Source organism: Streptococcus suis (genome assembly GCF_046032515.1).
GTDB lineage: Bacteria > Bacillota > Bacilli > Lactobacillales > Streptococcaceae > Streptococcus > Streptococcus suis_AL.
In genome coordinates this window covers 20,338-36,702 of record NZ_JARQPJ010000023.1, presented here as the reverse complement: position 1 = coordinate 36,702, position 16,365 = coordinate 20,338, and the positions used below count along the sequence as shown (strand labels likewise).

Sequence of the window (16,365 nt, the reverse complement as noted above, 5' to 3'; positions counted from 1 at the left end):
TATCTACTATATGCGGATAATGAAGCCAGTGCAGAAGTTTATGGTGCGGCTTGTGACCGAAACCAAGCGTCAATCGTGTTTGATGTAGCCAAGCAAATGGTGCAGATGAGTCGCCCTTTGGAAAAGCGTTCAAAGATAATGGGAGCAACCAAGCGTATTGTAAATTATTCTAACGCTGGTTTTTACCAAGTTCTCTCCGCAGAGACTGGGACAAAACATGGACTAAACGTTTCTGGCTTAGTCTTTGATGAAATCCACGCTCAGCCTAATCGTCATTTGTATGATGTATTGACCAAGGGGTCAGGAGACGCAAGGGAACAACCCCTCTTTTTTATTATCACAACAGCTGGAACGGATAGAAACTCTATCTGTTATGAGTTACATACCAAAGCATTGGATATTCTGAATGGTAGAAAGAAGGACACTTCATTCTATCCAGTGGTTTATGGTTTATCTGATGAAGATGATTGGAATGATGAAGCTAACTGGCTCAAAGCCAACCCTTCATTAGGGCATACTATTGGGATTGACCGAGTTCGAGAAGCCTACCAACAGGCACTAGACAATCCTGCAGAAGAGAATGTATTTAAGCAGCTCCGTCTAAATATGTGGACAAGCTCAAGTGTTGCTTGGATTCCAGAACATGTTTATGCGAAGGGAAATGATCCCATCCAATATGAAAGTCTCAAGGGTCGTAGCTGTTATGCAGGTTTAGACCTTTCTAGTACGTCAGATATAACGGCTTTAGTCTTGGTGTTCCCTCCTAGATTTGAAGAGGAGAATTATATCGTTCTGCCATTTTTCTGGCTACCTGAGGATACATTGGAGCTTAGATGTCGACGTGACCATGTTCTATATGATGTTTGGGAGCGTCAGGGTTACATCAAAACTACAGAAGGTAATGTCGTTCATTATGGTTTTATCGAAAAATTTATTGAAGACTTATCGGAAATCTATCATATCAAGGAGATAGCCTATGACCGTTGGAATGCGACACAGATGGTTCAGAATCTAGAAGGAATGGGCTTGACCATGGTGCCTTTCGGTCAGGGATACAAGGATATGAGTCCACCATCAAAGGAACTCTATAAACTTATGATGGAAGGCAAGATTCAACATGGTGGGCATCCAGTTCTGAAATGGATGGGACAAAACGTAGTCATGAGACAAGACCCTGCTGGCAATATTAAGCCTGATAAGGAAAAGTCAGTCGAGAAGATTGACGGTATTGTTGCACTCATTATGGGGCTGGACCGTTGTATTCGTCACCAAACCGAAGAAGGAAGTGTTTATGATGAACGTGGTATATTGAGTTTTTAGTTGACAAAATAAAGCAAAATACGTTACAATTGCAGTACAAAATTCAAAGGAGAAGTAGTATGGGAAAAACAGCCACTTTAAATGTACGTGTTGATTCGGATGATAAATTAAATGCAGAAAGTGTCTTGAAAGAGCTTGGAATGCCTATGTCTACATTGATTACCCTACTATTAAAGCAGGTTTCTATGACACGAAGCATTCCGTTTGATATTGCCTTACCACAAGCACCTTCTTCTGTGGATGTCTCACCACTGTCTGCTGGTGAATTGAAAGACCTGTTGGTGCAGAGCTATCACTCAGCGGATCATGAAGAAACGATATTGGCGGAAGATTTTTTCAAAGGTATTAAAGGGGTAAATTAATGATTGAATATCCCGTGAGATTGACAAAACAAGCCAGTGACGATTTGACTGCCATTTATCGCTTTATTGCGATAGAGCTACAATCACCCTTAACAGCAGATAAAAATATCCATCTCTTTGAACAATCCATCAAATCCTTATCAACGTTTCCAGAACGTTGTCCTATTCTTGAAGGGTTTGAGAGTGAGGGTATTGTGATTCGAAAACTTATTGTTAAAAACTATGTTATATTTTATCGTTTTGTTGGAGAGGTTGTAACTGTACTTCGAGTATTACATGGTACTTCTAACATTGATGCATTATTGAGAGATATCGCAGAAGATAATGATGTGAACTAATATTGGCATCTCCAAGCGGAGGTGCTTTTTCTATTCAAAGTGTTCAAAAAATAGTTGATAATATCGCCAAAATGACTTGATAAGTCCTTGCTTCTACGGTAATATGTGACTACAAAAAGAAGAGGGGAACAAAACAATGGCAACAAAAGCACGGATTGGATTATTGACGAAAAACCATACAGCACAAACAATCGAGGTAGCGTATGAAGGATATCCAGAATACACTGGGGAACTTCTAAAGAAACACTTTAAATCAAGCAAAGAAATTCGTGCATTACTTCAGAAAGGTGATATCATTCAGCTTGAAGATAGTCTTGACAAAATTGAACACGATGACTTACAGGGGAATGCCCAGCAACATCGTTTCATCGGTGACATCAGTCAATTGGCAGAGGATACCCTGGCAGATTACATTTATCTTTTTCAAGAAAGTGATAGAACATGGTATCTTCTTGAAGAAGGAGAGATGAAAAACATCTAAGAACAAACGATAAGCACTTCAATCGAGGTGCTTTTTTCGTACTCAAAAGGAGGAACTATAGGACTACTAGATTTACTGGGACGTAAGCGGGCTAGAGATAAGCCACGAAATAGTTATGAAGGTCAGGACTTTTCCTATCTGTTTGGACGAACGACCAGTGGGGAAAATGTGGATGAGTTTAAAGCTATGCAGACGACAGCTGTTTATGCTTGTGTCCGTATCTTAGCTGAAGCAGTAGCTTCACTACCTATTCACGTCTATGAGAGAACGGCAACTGGAAAGGAGAAAAAGGTGGAACATCCCCTTTATTTTCTCTTGCATGATGAACCTAACCCTGAGATGTCATCCTTTGTTTTTAGAGAAACCTTGATGACCCATCTATTGATATGGGGCAATGCCTATGTCCAGATTATCCGAGATAGAAGTGGACAGGTTATTAGTCTTTATCCGTTATTGCCAGATAAAATGTCTGTACATCGGGACGAGAGTGGTAAGCTCTATTACAAATACAAGCGTCAGTCAGAGGAAAATCCAAACTTTAAAGAAAAGGGAGATGCTATCTTGAGAGCAGAAGATGTTCTCCATGTTCCTGGTCTGGGTTTTGATGGCTTAATAGGTTATTCTCCAATTGCCCTTGCAAAAAATGCCATTGGTATGACCTTGGCTACGGAAAACTATGGGGCATCATTCTTTAAAAATGGTGCAAATCCTGGAGGTGTTTTGGAACACCCAGGTATTCTCAAGGATCCCAAACGAGTGAGAGATTCATGGAATGCAGTTTACAATGGGGTAACCAATGCCCATAAAGTGGCAGTTCTTGAGGAAGGGATGAAATACACTCAAGTAGGCATTCCACCTGAAGAAGCCCAGTTTCTCCAAACTAGAAAATTCCAAATCAATGAAATTGCAAGGCTCTTCCGCATTCCACCTCATATGGTTGGCGACTTGGAGAAATCCTCATTTTCAAATATTGAGCAACAATCTCTAGAATTTGTTAAATATACCTTAGACCCTTGGGTAGTTCGTCTCGAACAGGCTTTCAAGAGGTCTCTTTTTTTACCCGAAGAAAAGAAAACCTACTTTGTGAAGTTTAATGTGGATGGTCTTCTTCGTGGCGATTATCAGAGTCGGATGAACGGCTATGCGATTGGGAGACAAAATGGCTGGCTATCGACGAATGATATACGTGAACTTGAGGACTTGAACCTCCTTTCAGATGAGGAGGGTGGCAATCTCTACTTGATAAACGGAAATATGACGAAACTGAAGGATGCGGGTGGCTTTATGAAACAAGGACCAGTAGAACAAGAAACTCAATCTGAGGAGGATATGAATGCATAAGTTTTGGAATTTTACAGAAGATGATAGTGATCGAACACTTCGTATTGAAGGACAGATTGCTGATGAGACGTGGTTTGGCGATGAAGTCACGCCACAAGTATTTAAAAATGATTTACATGCAGGAAACGGAGACATCACCCTCTGGATTAATAGTCCAGGGGGTGATGTTTTTGCGGCTGCTCAAATCTATAACATGTTGATGGATTACAAAGGTGATGTCCATGTAGTGATTGATGGATTAGCCGCAAGTGCTGCTAGTGTCATTGCCATGGCAGGTACAACGGTTTCTATGAGTCCTGTTGCCATGATGATGATACACAATCCTTGGACTGTGGCACAAGGTGAAGCCAAAGACATGCAGAAGGTCATTGAAATGTTGGGAGAAATTAAGGAATCCATCATCAATGCCTATGAACTAAGAACAGGACTGTCAAGAACTAAGCTTTCGCATCTAATGGATTCGGAGTCGTGGTTCAATGCCAAAAAGGCTGTTGAACTGGGCTTTGCGGACAAGATTCTCTTTGACAAACAAGAGGAACATGGAATGGATATTGAGAGTTATTCTTTCAGTCGAACTGCTGCCCAACAAGATTTACTTGTCAAAATGCAGGCGAAGCTTGAAGTCCAACAACCAAAGAAAACAATCCCTATCAATCAGTTGGAAAAACGATTGAATTTGCTCAAATAACGAAAGGAATATGAACTGATGTCTACATTACTTGAATTGAAAGAGAAACGTAACCTAGCTTGGCAACAAGCAAAAACCTTCCTTGATTCTGTTCGAACAGAAGATGGACTTGTATCTGAGGAAGATTCCAAACGCTATGATGACATGGAAGCAAAAATCAACCTCTACAATCAAGAGATTGCACGATTGGAGCGACAAGAAAAGATTGACCTTGAACTTGCTCAACCAGCGTCACAGGCTTTAATTGGGCAACCCACTACAGTTTTGAATGACAAGACTACTGAAGAGGAAAAGAAAGGTGTCGCTTCAGATAGCTATGCCAAGATTTTTTGGACAAGTGTTCGTAAGCGTCACTTCTTTGATGTCAAAGACGTCCTTCGAGTAGGAGAAGACACCGAAGGTGGTCATCTGGTTCCTGATGAGTATGAGAAGAAACTAGTTCAAGGATTACAAGAAGAGAATTTCTTCCGTAGCCTTGCGACTGTTATCAGAACATCTAGTGGTGAACGTAAGATCCCTGTTGTGACAGGACACGGTTCAGCCTCATGGATGGATGAAAATGGTCTTTATCCTGAAACGGAAGAAACCTTTGGTCAGGTGACACTAGACTCTCATAAGATTGGGACTGCTATTCGTATTTCAGAAGAGTTGCTAAACGATTCAGTCTTTGACCTTGAATCCTATATGACAGCTGAATTTGCTCGTCGAATTGGTACGGAAGAAGAAAAGGCATTCTTGATTGGGGATGGTTCTAAGAAACCGACAGGTATCTTTACTCAGGCAGAAGTTACAGGTCCAACGACTGCTACAAAGGATATTACCTTTGATGACATGATTGAATTGTATCATTCTCTACCAGCACCATATCGTAAGAACGCAGTTTGGATTTTACATGATACGACTGTCAAAGCTATCCGTAAACTCAAAGATAATAATGGCAATTACATTTGGCAGCCATCCACTCAAGCTGGACAACCAGATTTGATTCTAAATCGTCCATACTATACATCAACCTTTGCCCCACTTCCTGAAGCAGGAAACAAGGCCATTGCATTTGGTGATTTCTCATATTATTGGATTGCGGACCGTCAGGGACGTACCTTCAAACGTTTGAACGAACTCTATGCCAATAATGGACAGATTGGTTTTCTTGCTTCACAACGTGTTGATGGTAAGTTAGTCCTACCTGAAGCCGTGAAGACACTAACAGTAAAGGCTAAGTAGTCATGGTTAGTTTAGCAGAAGCAAAACAGTATCTCAAAGTGGAACATGATGATGAGGATGGACTGATTGAGCAGTTACTTGAAACCAGTCAACAACTCTGCGAAGATATTTTGCGACAATCAATTTATTCAGACGTTCTAAAGATGGCAATCCTTTATGGGGTTGCCTATCTTTATGAACACAGAGAAGATGCCAATCATAAGGAGTTGAAAGAGACTCTCTACCATTTGTTGTTGGCTGAACGAAAGGATGTGTTCTGATGAAGATTGCACCGTTGAGGGAACGCTTGTCATTTCAGATTCGACAGATTGTTCAAGATGAGATTGGTAATGAAACATCGACATGGATACCTTTATTTGAACGGTGGTGCTCTTGTCGTCCTCTCACCTTGACCGAAAGGGATGGGAGTGTGACGAAACTGGAACATGAGAAAGTCCAGTTCACTCTCAGGTATGAAAAGGCAATTCTTGCACTTCATTCCTTAACGACACACATTCTATTTCGAGGTCAAACTTATGGGATTGAGTCTATTGATGGAGATACAGTGCCACGACAACTGATTTACATCGTCGCCATTAAGGAGGAGAGATTTGACTAAAATTGGACTGGATGCACTAGAAATTGCCATCGCAAATGAGCTGGCGGAGTTTGTAGAGGATACAACAGAGGTGATGCGTGAAGTTGTAGAGGAAGTCACCGAGGAATCCATCGAAACCTTGAAAGCAACATCTCCTAGAAAGAGTGGTTCCTATGCCAAAGGGTGGAAGAGTAAAGCAACGATTGATACCAGTACAGGTTTAACCAAGACCATTCATAATCGAACGCCTGGCCTGACACATCTTTTAGAAAATGGTCATGCCAAAAGCTCTGGTGGGCGAGTTGAGGGAATTAAGCATATCGCACCCGTTGAGAAACAAGCAATACAATCCTTAGAAGAAAAGCTGAGAAAGCGAGTGTGATATGACATGTTACTGAGCGAAATGTACTCCATTCTCAAAGAATTACAGCTCCCACTCGCCTACCATCATTTTGAAGAAGGGAGTCGTCCAAGACCACCGTATATGGTTTATTTGGTCACTGATTCAGATAATCATGGTGCAGACAATTGGACTTATCATAAGCAAAATAATCTGCAATTGGAACTCTATACCATAAAGAAAGATTTAGCAGCTGAACAAAAGGTGGAGTCATTATTAGACAGCCACCTTATTTATTTTGAAAAAGTAGAGACCTATATCTCATCTGAGAAACTCTACCAAGTAACCTATTACATCACATTACATGGAGGATAATATGGCTGAAAAGAATAAGGTCACCTTTGGACTACAAGATGTCCATTGGGCAGAAGTTACAAGCGAAGGTTCTGATGGTGCGTTGACATACGGCAATGTAGAACGCCTTCGTGGTGCTGCAGAATTAACCCTAGAACCAACAGGCGACAAGGGTTCTTATAAGGCAGACAATATCAATTTTTATACTACTGAGTCAAACGATGGTTATGAAGGAACGCTAAAAGTTGCTCTTCTAACGCAAGAATTTTTGACTCGAGTCCTTGGAGAACAGTTGGATGCGACGACAAATACCATTTCAGAAATCGCAAACAGCGAAAAGAAAAATTTTGCGTTGATGTTCCGTTTTGAAGGGGATAAAAAAGAAACATTACACGTTTTGTATTATTGTTACGCATCTCGACCGACAGTTGGTTCAAAAACCAAGTCTGGTTCAGATATCAATGAGGTAGAGTTGACCTTTACTGCCAGTCCTCGCCCTCTTGATAAGGTTGTACGTCGACGAACAACGGAGGAAACGAGTGATGAGATTCGTCAAAACTGGTTCAAGGCAGTTTTTGAACCTCGTAAGTAAGGAGTAGGCAATGAGAGAAAGTATTACCATAGCAGGAACAACCTACGAGTTAGCAACCAATGCCTACACACCAATTGCTTATAAAGAGCAGTTTGGTAAGGACTATTTCCAAGATCTCTTTTCTATGGTCAATAGTCAAGCTATCTTGGATAAGCTAGACCAGCTGGAGGAAGGGGAAGAACTCAAGGCAAGTCAGGTTGATGTGTCTATCTTATCTGACTTTGATATGACCTTTTTCCATCGTCTTTTTTGGGTTTTTGCCAAATCTGCCAATCCTCGTGTGAAACCTTTTGTGGATTTCTTCATGGAATTGGAGGAATTTCCAGTTCAGGAAGTAGCCCCTGTCTTGATGAATATGTTGAACCAAGGGATGTCAACCAGAAAAAAGCAGATGAAACAGAAACAGCGAGTGAAGAAATCTTCACAGTAGAGAGTTATTTCTCCTGTTGTAAGGAGACTGGTCTGACCATTGACGATTTAAAACATATCTCTATTGGAATGGCACTTGACTATCAAACGGACTATGTGGAGATGCGTACTCGAGAAACTTCTCAAACACGCCCGGCAACTCAAGCTGATTTTGATAATTTCTGATGGTAGAAAGGAGGGACTATGGCTGGAAACATAAAGGGGATTACAATTGAAATTGGTGGCGATACCCAACCCTTACAAGATGCCCTAAAGGGTGTGAACAAACAAGCATCTGAAGCTACCAAAGAACTAAGACAAATTGATAAGGCTCTCAAGTTTGATACAGGCAATGTCACCCTCCTTACTCAAAAGCAGGAAGTCTTGGCAAAACAAGTCGAGACAACCAAAGAAAAATTGGCAACGCTCCGTCAAGCCCAATCACAGGTGGAAGCTCAATTTAAGGCTGGGGATATTGGGGCAGACCAGTACCGTGCCTTTCAACGTGAGGTGGAAACTACTCAAAGGCTGCTAACGTCCTATGAAACTAAGTTAGCTGATGTGTCATCAACACTTGAGAATCACGGTCGAGCCAGTAGTTCAGCGGCTCAACAATTAGAAAAACTCCAAGTGGAGCAGGGGCAGTTAGCAAGTGAGATGAACAAGGTCACGTCGCAATTTGATTTACAAGAAAGTGCTTTGTCATCCAATAGTTCCGAAGCAGAACGCAATGCCATAGCCCAACAAAAGATTGGAGCACAGTCAGAAATTGTTTCTAAACAAATTTCCAATCTCGAAAAGCAACTAGCCTTGACAAAGAGGGAATATGGTGAGAATTCCATTGAAGCCAATAAGATGGAAGCTGAGTTGAATCAAGCAAAGACCGCTCTCAATAACCTGAACAACGAGATGGATCAGACCAAATCCTCTGCCGATGGTGCTCAAGATGGCATGAAAGCCATGTCTGACACCATTCGGGCTGAGGCACTTCAAGCGACCAGTGAGAAGCTAGCAGACATCTCTCAGAAAATCTTCGAAGTCGGGACAGAGTCCATGTCTGCGGCAGCTCAACTTCAAGCCAGCAATGCCCAATTCTCTACCGTCTTTGGGGATATGGAGAATGCTGCTAAGGATGCCCTAAATAAGATTGGGGAAGAGATGGACATTGTTCCAGAGCGTCTTCAAGGCTCCTTCACTCAGATGGCTTCCTTTGCCAAAACCTCTGGGATGGATACGGCTCAGGCTTTGGATCTGACCACTCGTGCCACCAGAGCAGCGGCTGATGGGGCAGCATTTTACGACAAATCCATCGAAGAAGTCACCGAAAACCTGCAATCCTTCCTCAAAGGAAACTATGAAAATGACGCAGCTCTAGGTATTTCTGCGACAGAAACCACTCGTAATGCAGCGGCGAACAAGCTCTATGGAAAGTCCTTCAATGAACTATCAGAAGCTCAGAAGCAGTTAACCCTCCTTCAAATGGTAGAGGACGGCAATGAACTCTCTGGAGCCTTGGGACAAGCTGCAAGGGAATCAGACGGACTGGAAAACGTTCTGGGTAACTTAAGACAGTCTGGAACTAATGCTCTAGCAGCAATCGGTCAACCGATTCTGGAGATGCTTATTCCAGTCTTCCAAAGTTTGGCAGACATTGTTAGTCAACTAGCGACTTGGTTTACCAACTTATCCAGTCCCATCAAGGAAGTCGTCATTATCTTCACAGGTATTTTAGCCGTGGTAGGGATGTTACTTCCAGTTTTCTTGGGCTTACAGGTTGCGGCAGCCGCTATGGGGACAACCGTTGTTGGAATGATAACGGCTTTTTTGCCGATTGTGGGGATTATTGTTGGTATTGTAGCTGCCATTACTTTACTGATTGTTGGGTTAAAAGAACTCTGGACGAATCACGAAGGCTTTCGAACGACTGTGATGGAAATCTGGAATAGTATCTATGCCTTTCTGACCATGATCATCCAGCAGATTTCTAGTTTTGTTATGTCCATCTGGGGAACGCTAACCACATGGTGGACTGAAAACCAGCAATTGATTCTAAATGCTGCAACTACGGTATGGAATGCCATCACTACGGTTATTCAAACGGTGATGACTATTCTTGGACCGCTCATCCAAGCAAGTTGGGAGAATATCAAACTCATCATTACAGCCGCTTGGGAAATGATAAAAATAGTGGTTGAAACAGCTATCAATGTGGTTCTTGGAATCATTAAAGCTGTGATGCAAGTCATAACTGGTGATTGGGCGGGTGCTTGGGAAACGATTAAGCAGGTACTTTCAACGGTGTGGGAGGGAATTACATCCCTTATTTCCTTAGCTCTCAATTTCATCGCCCAGTACATCTTAACTGCTTGGACGGGTATTAAGAATACAATCTCAAATGTACTATCTGCCATTAGTTCTGTTATTTCAACTATATGGTCAGCTATTCAATCGACAATATCCAGTGTCCTATCTGCGATTGGTTCAACTGTTTCAACTATCTGGAACGGTATCAGTAGTACTGTATCCAACATCTTGAATGGTATATCTAATACGGTTTCATCTGTTTGGAATGGTGTGAAAAATACCATTTCTAATGCTATCAATGGTGCAAGAGATGCCGTGAGTAATGCCATCAATGCTATTAAAAATCTCTTTAACTTCCAAATCAGATGGCCACATATTCCCCTTCCTCATTTTCGAGTATCAGGTTCAGCAAATCCACTGGATTGGTTAAAGGGGGGTATTCCAAGAATCTCCATTGATTGGTATGCCAAAGGAGGAATTTTAACCAAACCAACCGCATTTGGGGTAAACGGCAATAGTCTAATGGTAGGGGGTGAGGCTGGAAAAGAAGCAGTCTTGCCTTTGAATGAACATACATTGGGGGCAATTGGTCGAGGAATTGCAAAGACCATGACAAGCAATCTCCCAACCACTCACATCACCATTACTGGAAATACGGTAAGGGAAGAAACTGACCTTCACCGACTTGCGGAGATGGTTGGAGAGAAACTCGTTTATGAATTAGAACGTCAGCAAGGATTGAGAGGAGTGAAACCATGATTAGACATAATGCATTAACCATTGGTGGAGTGTCCACGGCTAGTTTCCCTTTTAAGGTAATCGTGGAAGATAGCCCTTCTATCACAGTTAGTGAAAGTAAGACGCAATTGATAGAACACCAAGGTCTGTCAGGTGCGGTTCTTCAAACCAATCCTCGCAGAAGTGTCATGGAACTGAACTATACCCTCTATCTTGTTAAACCTAGTGAAGAACAGCTATTTTCCTTTTTGAAGCTATTTTTGAAAGAAGGATTCTGGCTTGAGAACGCTAGTTTCAAGACCATACGCTTTTGGTGTTACAAGGTTCACCATACTCCAGTTCAAAAGGATAAGTTGGGGGTGTATGAGCTTAAGGTCACTTTCTCGTGTCACCCAACCAAGTGGTTCAAAATGACAACCTCGCAGGTGTTTAGAACCAGTGGTGTTTTGCGATGTCGAGGTTCAGCCATCGCTTTTCCAAAGATTACCATAAGTGGCAACTCGAGTAGTGAAACTAGCTTTACGATTGGGAATGATGTCATCCGCTTGGAGAGATTACAAGAAACACTCATTATGGATAATAATCCTAGTCAGCCAAGTTTTAAAACACAAAGAGGTCAGCCTGTAAAATGGTCTGGCGATTTTATTTCCATTGATGCAGGCAGAAATGACTCGGTTGGAGTTGTCTTAGGTGCTGGTATCACATCATTAACAATAGAAATGAATTGGGGGTGGGCTTAGTGTTATCATTATTGGACAAAACTGTTCGAACGGCAAAATGGCATGGTAAACCACTCCAAGAGACCATTAAGGCAAGCGTTAAAGAAACCTTGAATGGGGATTTTGTCCTGAACTTTACCTATCCGATCACAGACAGCGGACTATTTCGAGAGTTAAAAGAGGACTACCTCGTTCGTAGCCCAGTTCCAGTATTGGGACATCAGTTGTTTCGGATAAAGAAAGTCATCGAAGGGGACACCAGTCTTGAAGTTGTGGCCTATCATATATCAGATGACGTCATGACTAGGTTGGTATCGCCATTTAGGTGTGAACAGGTACCCTGTGCAACTGCCTTATCAAGCATGGTCATGGCAAGTAAGTCTCCGCTTGGAGATTTTTCTTTTACAAGTGATATTGTCAAGAATAGAACCTATACAACAGACAAGGAACAGACGCTTTACTCCACACTACTGGATGGTAAACACTCTATCCTTGGAACTTGGGAGGGAGAACTGGTTCGAGATAACCTTGCCTTATCAATTAAGAGTGAGCGAGGACAGGACCGTGGGGTAGTCATCTCTACTCACTACAATTTGAAGAAGTATCAACGAACCAAAGAAAGTTCACAGATTATCACTCGTATCCATGCCACTTCAAGCTTCAAGCAAGAGGGGCAGGATAGGGAGACTGTACTTCAAGTCACTGTAGACAGTCCGTTGATAGACTCCTATCCTTTCATCAATGAAGTGACCTATACAAATAATAGTGTCAGAACTCGTCAAGAGTTAATAGAGTGGGCTAGTAGCAAGTTTCGCTTAGAGGGAATTGATAAGCCAAAAGATGCCATCATCATTGAGGCATTTGAGTTAGATGGTCAAACGGTTCATCTAGGCGATACCGTAACTATAAAAAGCAAGCTACACGGCATTGATGTGAGGAAGAAAGCCATCGCTTATGATTATGATCCTTTAGCTAAGAATTACCGCTCTATCACTTTTGATGATAAGGCAAGTATCGGTACAGGTATAACTGGCTTTAGCTTGACTAACCTAGCAAATAATCTTCTTGATGGGAATAGGCGGAGCGAGGATGTTGCCGTTGAAATTGCCATGGATAATGCCAACAGAGCATTTGATGCGGAATTTGAGAAACGTCAAGTAGCCATTGATAATGCTATCGAACAGGCTCAAAGTCATGGGGAGGTCTATGCGGATCGATTAAAGGCAAGCATTGACAGTGAACTTTCAACTATTCACCAACAGATGCGGCAACAGGAAGAGGAGCAGCAACGCACAACTCGTGATTTATTGGCGAAGGCTGGGGTAAATACCAACTTAGCCACAGAAGCCAAACTGAAGGCAGAACAGGCTCAAACTGGGGCAACTGAAGCCCTCAGAAGGGCAGAACAAGCCAAGCTTGATGCCATTCAAGAAGCTAACCGACTGACTTCAACGGAGCGTAGTCAGACAGAGTCCAAAATTGCGACAGCTAAATCACAAGCTATCTCTGAAGCTAGTCGATTGGTTGATGTAGCAAAATCACTATTAGGTGGACAGTTGGCAACTGTCAGTACCAATCTCTCGCAAACCAAGGAGGATATAAAACTTCTTGCGAGTAAGCAACTGGTGGATAGTCTGACTGGTCGAGTAACCGGTGCAGAATCCATGATTCAAGTACAAGCAGACCAAATTTCTCAGCGAGTTAAAACCAGTGATTTTAACCAAGCAAAACAGAGAATCGAAACTGCCGAGTCATCGATTACGCAATTGGGGAATCGCATAACAACTGAAATCAGTCAAGTGGATGCGAAAATTCCAACTAGCCTAGATGGCCTCAATTTGATGACTGGTACTCGTGATTGGTCGAATAAAGGAAATGCCTGGCATTTAGGAAACAATTGGTCCACTGAAACGAAGAATTTTAGGGGACTGGTTGTTCGTTCGACCCAAGCGGGTTATAACGGAAGTCATCAGAATATTGTTGTGAAAGCAGGAGATGTCATTACTTTTAGCTTTTATGCCAAAGCGAATCAGCCACTTTCTTCCATCAAAGTTTCAGCGATTTGGACTGGTTCGAGTGTCTATCGTGCTCCAGTCGCAAGAGTGAGGGAATCGGACGATATTATATCCGTCACAAGTGACTGGAAACGCTACTGGAAAACAGTTCATGTCATATCTGATGGTTCACTCCAATTTCGAACGGAGTACAATGCAAGCACCATCCCAAATGGCAATAAATTCTATGTGGCAGGATTGAAAGTAGCAAAAAGTTCACTGGATACAGGGTATTCAGAAAACCCAGCAGATATTGCTGGTGAATTGACCACCCAACGGACACTCATCACTCAAACGGCTTCTGGTGTGGAGCAGGTTTCTACAAGATTAACCGAGGCAAATGGAAAGATTTCTAGTAGTGAGACACAGGTTCGACAATTAGTTTCGGATGTATCATCAAAGGTTAGTCAAACGGATTTCAATTACTTGAAACGAACTGTTGAGGGACATACTACATCCATCCAACAGTCGCAACAATCAATCTTGCTTAAGGCTGATAAGACAGTTCTTGAGGGGGTCAAAACAACCGCTGACAATGCCTTGGCTAAGGCCAATGCAAACGCAAGTCAGATTACTCAAACAAAGGCAGATTTAAGGATTGCCAATGACGCCATCTCACAGAAAGTTGCAAAGACAGATTTTAATAGCTTGACTAGTCGAGTAGCAAGTGCAGAAACCACTATCCGCACACAGGCTGGGCAAATTGAGCAACGACTGACGAGTACGCAAGTTGAATCTGCCATAAACTCAAAAGGCTACCAAACTAAGTATCAGGTTGATTCCAATATTACTGGTCGTGGCTATCTAACCAGCAGTTCGTTACAACCCTATGCGACGACAACCAGTGTGCAGAACTTGGTCAAAACAACCTCTGATAGTTTCACTCAACGAATCAGTCAAACGGAAAGCAGAATCCCAACCTCGGTTTCACATCGTAATTTGATAGCTGGTACTTCGGATAGATGGGGTGCTTATCAGACGATAAATGCCACAAGCAACTGGGTAGCCTCTTTAGGGAGAGTTCAATTTGGAGATGGCAGCGGCATTTATATTGGGTCAAAAGTACATTTATATGTTCATATCTCAGCAGATGAGATTACCTTTGACCCTGCGGTGACGACTCGTACTATGAAACTTCAAGGTCCAATTTTGGATAGTCAAAATGCTTGGACATGGAACTACTGGAATTTGTATCACCCTTTCTACAATAAATGGAGCAGTAATCTGGCGACGGGTAACAACTATCGGTTAATTAAACTAACCTCTACCATCACTCAAGAGATGTACCAACACTCTAAAGGTTTTGAACTTCAAGTTAGAATTGATGGAGTTAAAACAGGTAAGTTCCATGTGAGAGCTTTAATGGTATCAACTGGTGATATCTTTCCAGACTATTGGACACCATCATTAGACGACTTTACGACAGTGAGCGCCTTTCATGAAGTGCGGGATACTGTAAGTAGTCACACTCGGACCATTGGAGATCACACCAACCAAATCAGTCAGGTTGTTCAAACGGCTAATGGGATTGTGACACGAGTTGGCAATCTAGAAACAAGTCGAGCGACAACTGCCACAGTAACTGCCATTCAAACGCAGGTTTCAACACTTGCAGGGTCGTGGTCGGTTCGAAATTTGACCAGTGCAGGCACAGTTTTGAACCAACTAAATCTCAATAAAGATGGAACCGTCAAAATCGATGGAAAACTCGTCCAAATTACAGGCACAACTTATATCCAAGATGGAGTGATTGCGAGCGGAAAGATTGCCAGTCTTGATGCAGGAAAGATTACGTCAGGGATTATATCAGCAGCTCGAATTGGAGCAGAAGCAATCACTGCGGATAAGTTAAAGGTTGACCAAGCATTCTTTACCAAGTTTATGGCAACAGATGCCTATCTCAAGCAGTTGTTTGCCAAGTCTGCCTTTATAACCCAAGTGCAGTCAGTAACCCTATCTGCCAACAAAATTTCAGGCGGTATTTTGTCAGCAATCAACGGAGCTATGAAAATCAATCTATCACTTGGAAACATTAAGTTCTATACCAACTCTCCATCCATTTCTCGAGAGGTTAGCGGATATCCTCACCAATGGGTTTCCTTTGAGACAGGAACATCAAATGGTAAGCCATGTGGTGTAACAATTATCGGTTCGAATCGATGGAACAACTGGAATGCCAATGACGGTGGCTTTGTAGGGATTCGAGCATGGAACGGTACTGATACCGACCAAATTGATGTGGTAGGTGATAAAGTACGTTTAGCTAGTGCTCCATATACCAATCCAGATGGATGGGAAATAGTAACCTTGCCTAACCGACTGAGTATTGATGCCTTTAAAGCATCCGACCGACCAAGTTCTATCTTGAATATCGGAGATATCCGCATCTATCGAAATGGGACAACCTATGTCAGTCTAAAAGATGTTCTTCATCAATTCAATCACAATTTTAAACACTTAGTAAACATCACAGGTCGAGGTGACGTCATCTTGACGTGGGATACGATTAAATAAAGGAGTTCACA

At 42.2% G+C, this 16,365-nt stretch carries 16 protein-coding genes; all 16 read left to right on the top strand.

Going from position 1 to position 16,365, the window contains the following annotated elements; genetic code table 11:
- A partial coding sequence (locus tag P7J49_RS09595) for a terminase large subunit (protein WP_408570544.1) occupies positions 1 to 1,320 on the top strand: 1,320 nt, incomplete at its 5' end.
- A gap of 59 nt (positions 1,321 to 1,379) precedes the next feature.
- Positions 1,380 to 1,682, top strand: a complete 303-nt coding sequence (locus P7J49_RS09590; RefSeq protein ID WP_014636336.1) for a type II toxin-antitoxin system RelB/DinJ family antitoxin — start codon at positions 1,380 to 1,382, stop codon at positions 1,680 to 1,682.
- On the top strand, positions 1,682 to 2,020 hold the full coding sequence (locus tag P7J49_RS09585; RefSeq protein WP_014636337.1) for a type II toxin-antitoxin system RelE/ParE family toxin: 339 nt from the start codon (positions 1,682 to 1,684) through the stop codon (positions 2,018 to 2,020). Before P7J49_RS09590 ends, P7J49_RS09585 begins: the two co-directional genes overlap by 1 nt.
- 136 nt (positions 2,021 to 2,156) lie before the next feature.
- Complete coding sequence (locus tag P7J49_RS09580) at positions 2,157 to 2,501, top strand: hypothetical protein (RefSeq protein WP_014636338.1); 345 nt, start codon at positions 2,157 to 2,159, stop codon at positions 2,499 to 2,501.
- A 57-nt stretch (positions 2,502 to 2,558) separates the two neighbouring features.
- Positions 2,559 to 3,842, top strand: coding sequence for a phage portal protein (locus tag P7J49_RS09575; protein ID WP_408570546.1), 1,284 nt, complete (start codon positions 2,559 to 2,561; stop codon positions 3,840 to 3,842).
- On the top strand, positions 3,835 to 4,530 hold the full coding sequence (locus P7J49_RS09570; protein WP_408570543.1) for a head maturation protease, ClpP-related: 696 nt from the start codon (positions 3,835 to 3,837) through the stop codon (positions 4,528 to 4,530). The genes P7J49_RS09575 and P7J49_RS09570 overlap by 8 nt, the downstream gene beginning before the upstream one ends.
- A gap of 18 nt (positions 4,531 to 4,548) precedes the next feature.
- The gene (locus P7J49_RS09565; RefSeq protein ID WP_408570542.1) at positions 4,549 to 5,754 is read left to right on the top strand and encodes a phage major capsid protein; all 1,206 of its coding nucleotides are present in this window, start codon (positions 4,549 to 4,551) and stop codon (positions 5,752 to 5,754) included.
- Positions 5,755 to 5,756: 2 nt separating this feature from the next.
- Positions 5,757 to 6,014, top strand: a complete 258-nt coding sequence (locus P7J49_RS09560; RefSeq protein WP_044752897.1) for a head-tail connector protein — start codon at positions 5,757 to 5,759, stop codon at positions 6,012 to 6,014.
- The gene (locus P7J49_RS09555; protein WP_408570541.1) at positions 6,014 to 6,352 is read left to right on the top strand and encodes a head-tail adaptor protein; all 339 of its coding nucleotides are present in this window, start codon (positions 6,014 to 6,016) and stop codon (positions 6,350 to 6,352) included. The genes P7J49_RS09560 and P7J49_RS09555 overlap by 1 nt, the downstream gene beginning before the upstream one ends.
- Positions 6,345 to 6,713, top strand: coding sequence for an HK97 gp10 family phage protein (locus P7J49_RS09550; protein WP_014636344.1), 369 nt, complete (start codon positions 6,345 to 6,347; stop codon positions 6,711 to 6,713). Before P7J49_RS09555 ends, P7J49_RS09550 begins: the two co-directional genes overlap by 8 nt.
- Positions 6,714 to 6,719: 6 nt before the next feature.
- The gene (locus tag P7J49_RS09545; RefSeq protein WP_172054712.1) at positions 6,720 to 7,046 is read left to right on the top strand and encodes a hypothetical protein; all 327 of its coding nucleotides are present in this window, start codon (positions 6,720 to 6,722) and stop codon (positions 7,044 to 7,046) included.
- Position 7,047: 1 nt separating this feature from the next.
- On the top strand, positions 7,048 to 7,617 hold the full coding sequence (locus P7J49_RS09540) for a major tail protein (protein ID WP_024376948.1): 570 nt from the start codon (positions 7,048 to 7,050) through the stop codon (positions 7,615 to 7,617).
- 10 nt (positions 7,618 to 7,627) lie between these two features.
- Complete coding sequence (locus P7J49_RS09535; RefSeq protein WP_024407624.1) at positions 7,628 to 8,047, top strand: hypothetical protein; 420 nt, start codon at positions 7,628 to 7,630, stop codon at positions 8,045 to 8,047.
- 182 nt (positions 8,048 to 8,229) lie between these two features.
- On the top strand, positions 8,230 to 11,088 hold the full coding sequence (locus P7J49_RS09530; RefSeq protein WP_408570540.1) for a phage tail tape measure protein: 2,859 nt from the start codon (positions 8,230 to 8,232) through the stop codon (positions 11,086 to 11,088).
- Complete coding sequence (locus tag P7J49_RS09525; protein WP_408570539.1) at positions 11,085 to 11,807, top strand: phage tail protein; 723 nt, start codon at positions 11,085 to 11,087, stop codon at positions 11,805 to 11,807. Before P7J49_RS09530 ends, P7J49_RS09525 begins: the two co-directional genes overlap by 4 nt.
- Entirely contained in the window at positions 11,807 to 16,354 is a 4,548-nt protein-coding gene (locus P7J49_RS09520) for a phage tail spike protein (protein ID WP_408570538.1), read from the top strand. Before P7J49_RS09525 ends, P7J49_RS09520 begins: the two co-directional genes overlap by 1 nt.
- The last annotated feature ends 11 nt before the right edge of the window (positions 16,355 to 16,365 follow it).

Coding starts and splice junctions, on each gene's coding strand:
- P7J49_RS09590 (WP_014636336.1), top strand. CDS start 1,380: ATGGGAAAAACAGCCACTTTAAATGTACGTGTTGATTCGGATGATAAA.
- P7J49_RS09585 (WP_014636337.1), top strand. CDS start 1,682: ATGATTGAATATCCCGTGAGATTGACAAAACAAGCCAGTGACGATTTG.
- P7J49_RS09580 (WP_014636338.1), top strand. CDS start 2,157: ATGGCAACAAAAGCACGGATTGGATTATTGACGAAAAACCATACAGCA.
- P7J49_RS09570 (WP_408570543.1), top strand. CDS start 3,835: ATGCATAAGTTTTGGAATTTTACAGAAGATGATAGTGATCGAACACTT.
- P7J49_RS09565 (WP_408570542.1), top strand. CDS start 4,549: ATGTCTACATTACTTGAATTGAAAGAGAAACGTAACCTAGCTTGGCAA.
- P7J49_RS09560 (WP_044752897.1), top strand. CDS start 5,757: ATGGTTAGTTTAGCAGAAGCAAAACAGTATCTCAAAGTGGAACATGAT.
- P7J49_RS09555 (WP_408570541.1), top strand. CDS start 6,014: ATGAAGATTGCACCGTTGAGGGAACGCTTGTCATTTCAGATTCGACAG.
- P7J49_RS09545 (WP_172054712.1), top strand. CDS start 6,720: ATGTTACTGAGCGAAATGTACTCCATTCTCAAAGAATTACAGCTCCCA.
- P7J49_RS09540 (WP_024376948.1), top strand. CDS start 7,048: ATGGCTGAAAAGAATAAGGTCACCTTTGGACTACAAGATGTCCATTGG.
- P7J49_RS09535 (WP_024407624.1), top strand. CDS start 7,628: ATGAGAGAAAGTATTACCATAGCAGGAACAACCTACGAGTTAGCAACC.
- P7J49_RS09530 (WP_408570540.1), top strand. CDS start 8,230: ATGGCTGGAAACATAAAGGGGATTACAATTGAAATTGGTGGCGATACC.
- P7J49_RS09525 (WP_408570539.1), top strand. CDS start 11,085: ATGATTAGACATAATGCATTAACCATTGGTGGAGTGTCCACGGCTAGT.